This window comes from Ferruginibacter sp., assembly GCF_031430955.1.
GTDB lineage: Bacteria > Bacteroidota > Bacteroidia > Chitinophagales > Chitinophagaceae > Ferruginibacter.
In genome coordinates this window covers 1-2823 of the sequence record NZ_JANPCM010000284.1, presented here as the reverse complement: position 1 = coordinate 2823, position 2823 = coordinate 1, and the positions used below count along the sequence as shown (strand labels likewise).

Sequence of the window (2823 nt, the reverse complement as noted above, 5' to 3'; positions counted from 1 at the left end):
CATCTTTAATATTACTGAGCATATTGCTGGGGTCGCTGCCGTGGTTGGGTTCTGTTAAACCAAAACATCCTAACCACTCGCCGCTGGCCAATTTGGGTAAATATTTATTGCGCTGCTCTTCGCTTCCGTATTGATAAATTGGAAACATTACCAACGAACCCTGCACACTAGCGGTGCTGCGTACACCGCTGTCGCCACGTTCCAGTTCCTGCATCATTAAACCATAACTGATATAATCTAATCCGCCGCCGCCATATTTTTCCGGCACTGTTGGACCAAAGCAACCCAGGTCGCCCAGTTGTTTTATTATTTGCTGCGGAAATTCTGCCCGCTGTGCATAGTCTTCAATTATCGGGCTGATCTCTTTTTTTACATAACTGCGTACACTTTCTCTTATCAACTTATGTTCTTCCGTTAATAATTCATCTACATTAAAATAATCAGGACTTTGAAAATTATCTGTTTTAGCTGCCATGAATCGTTAATTAGTTTATTAATTAATTAGTAGTTTAATTTTTTTGTGCCTGGCTATATTTCTTTGTTCAACTTCATTGGCGTCGCACTCTTGTACAGTATATCTTTATTGAGCTTTTATTGTAGCGGAGATTAACGTTTTACAAATATATACCATCTGCCTTTTAAAGAAATATTTTGTAGCATTACCAAACAATAAGTAGCTTGAATAAAATTTTAAGCCATGAAACAATTAACGTTTTTTATTGGATTGTTTTTAATGATAGCACCGTTTTGTTATAGCCAGCATAAATCTGCGGTTAAACAAAAGCCTAAAGTACAAGCACAAATAAAACAATACTGGTTTGTAATGCTTATTGCAGGAAGCAACCGTACACAGGATTCTGCAACTGCTGCAAAAATTCAGGAAGGGCATATGTCAAACATCAGCAGTTTATATTATGAGGGAAAATTAAAAGTAGCTGGCCCGTTTGGCGACGATGGCAACTGGAAAGGCATTTTTATTTTTGACTGCAGTACAAAAGAAGAAGTTGAAAAATTATTGAATACCGATCCTGCAATAGCAGCAGGAAGATTAGGTTATGAAATTCATCCCTGGTGGACGGCAGCTACAGGGAGTTTTGTGCCGGGCAAACCAAAAAAATAACTCTTTAAAATGAAATTAATCACCAAAATCCGCTTACTTATTTTATTTTTTATTATCGCCTTAATACTAAGTGGTGTTACTGCATTTCCTGTACAAACTGAATTGCGCTGGTTACTTAATCAGCCTGCCTTGGTACCAACCTTTGCTGAGCAATGGTTAAAAGATGTGTATGCTGCGTTGGTAGAAACCAATGCAAAATATCCCATGCTGGCTTATGGGTTCGATTGGCTGGCATTTGCACATATTGTAATTGCCATGGCATTTATTGGCCCGTTAAAAGATCCGGTAAAAAATAAATGGATTATTGATTGGGCAATGCTGGCTTGCGTGGCAATAATTCCTTTGGCTTTTATTGCTGCACCAATAAGGCATATCCCAATGTTTCATGTTTTAATTGATTGCAGCTTTGGCGTTATAGGTTTAATACCTTTAGCTATTTGCCAGAAATGGATTAAACAATTGGAGAGAAATAATTTGGCGTTTTAAACGTTTATGTAAGCGTAAAGTCTATCTACAAATTGTTTTATGAAATATTTATTACTGCTTATTATCACCGTTTCTTTATGGAGCTGCAAAAAAGAGAATGGTGCTGCACCTATTCCTACTGCAACCACCAACGAATATTATTATCCGCCTTTAACCGGCGATACTTGGGAAACTAAAACAGCAACTTCCATTAACTGGGATGAAACCAAACTGCAGGAAGCATTTGATTATGCAGGTACAAAAAGTAGTTACGGATTAATTATTTTACATCATGGTAAAATAGTAAAAGAACAATACTGGAACAGCTGGACAAAAGACACCAAATATTATATTGCCAGTGCCGGCAAAAGTGTAACCGCTTTTGTAGCAGGTATTGCACAGCAGGAAGGAACTATTAATATCAATAATAAAGTATCGCAGTATTTAGGAACAGGATGGACAAGTTTGGCATTGGCAAAAGAAAATTTAATTACCATAAAAAATCAATTAACCATGACGACTGGTTTGGATGATGGTGTACCCGACCAGGATTGTACCACTCCGGCCTGTCTTATTTATAAAGCAGATGCAGGCACAAGATGGGCATACCATAATGCGCCTTACCATTTGGTGCATGATGTAATGGCAACAGCAAGTGGTAAAACATGGAATGCATATTGCAAAGAAAAATTGTTTGATAAAATTGGTATGCCCAATGCATTATGGATAAATCATATTATGTGGTGTACCACAAGAGAAGGCGCAAGATTTGGTTCCTTAATTTTAAGCAAAGGAAAATGGAATGGCACCACTTTATTAAATGATGCTGCGTATTTTGATGCTATGACGAACACTTCTCAAAATTATAATTTAAGCTACGGCTACCTGTGGTGGTTAAATGGAAAATCAAGTACAATGGTACCCGGTTATCAAACAGTTTTTCCTACGGCGTTAGTACCCAATGCACCTGCAGATATGTATATGGCTTTAGGAAAAGACGATAAGAAAATTTATGTGATACCCAGCATGGATGTGGTAGTAGTAAGGCTTGGGGATAATGCATCGGGCAACAGTACGCTTGGGCCAAGCAGCTTTGATAATGAATTGTGGGGTAAATTAAAACTGGCGATGAAGTATTAATCGGATTGATAACTCAACGGTGGTGTATTTTTTTAATCCTTGCTTTTATTTTCTTTAAAACGTTTTGCAATAATATCTAATGCACCTTCAGTTAACAA

General features: G+C 37.4%; 4 protein-coding genes. 3 read left to right on the top strand and 1 reads right to left on the bottom strand.

The features are described from left to right. Nucleotides 1-475, bottom strand: a 475-nt coding sequence (locus ACY65O_RS08050) for an acyl-CoA dehydrogenase family protein (protein ID WP_462220340.1), incomplete at its 3' end; no start/stop codon positions are given. Between the two features lie 222 nt (nt 476-697). On the opposite strand from ACY65O_RS08050, the gene ACY65O_RS08045 reads away from it, so the two are divergent. Genes ACY65O_RS08045 through ACY65O_RS08035 form a run of 3 tightly spaced genes read left to right on the top strand, consistent with a single transcriptional unit; the run spans nt 698 to nt 2725 of the window. Continuing rightward, on the top strand, nt 698-1120 hold the full coding sequence (locus ACY65O_RS08045) for a YciI family protein (RefSeq protein WP_462220339.1): 423 nt from the start codon (nt 698-700) through the stop codon (nt 1118-1120). Nucleotides 1121-1129: 9 nt separating this feature from the next. After that, nucleotides 1130-1606 (top strand): hypothetical protein, encoded by a 477-nt coding sequence (locus ACY65O_RS08040; RefSeq protein ID WP_462220338.1) that lies wholly within the window; start codon nt 1130-1132, stop codon nt 1604-1606. Between the two features lie 39 nt (nt 1607-1645). Continuing rightward, the gene (locus ACY65O_RS08035) at nt 1646-2725 is read left to right on the top strand and encodes a serine hydrolase domain-containing protein (protein ID WP_462220337.1); all 1080 of its coding nucleotides are present in this window, start codon (nt 1646-1648) and stop codon (nt 2723-2725) included. The last annotated feature ends 98 nt before the right edge of the window (nt 2726-2823 follow it).

Bases quoted from the DNA above. Each gene is read 5' to 3' on its own strand.
- ACY65O_RS08035 (WP_462220337.1), top strand. From the start codon at position 1,646: ATGAAATATTTATTACTGCTTATTATCACCGTTTCTTTATGGAGCTGC.
- ACY65O_RS08045 (WP_462220339.1), top strand. From the start codon at position 698: ATGAAACAATTAACGTTTTTTATTGGATTGTTTTTAATGATAGCACCG.
- ACY65O_RS08040 (WP_462220338.1), top strand. From the start codon at position 1,130: ATGAAATTAATCACCAAAATCCGCTTACTTATTTTATTTTTTATTATC.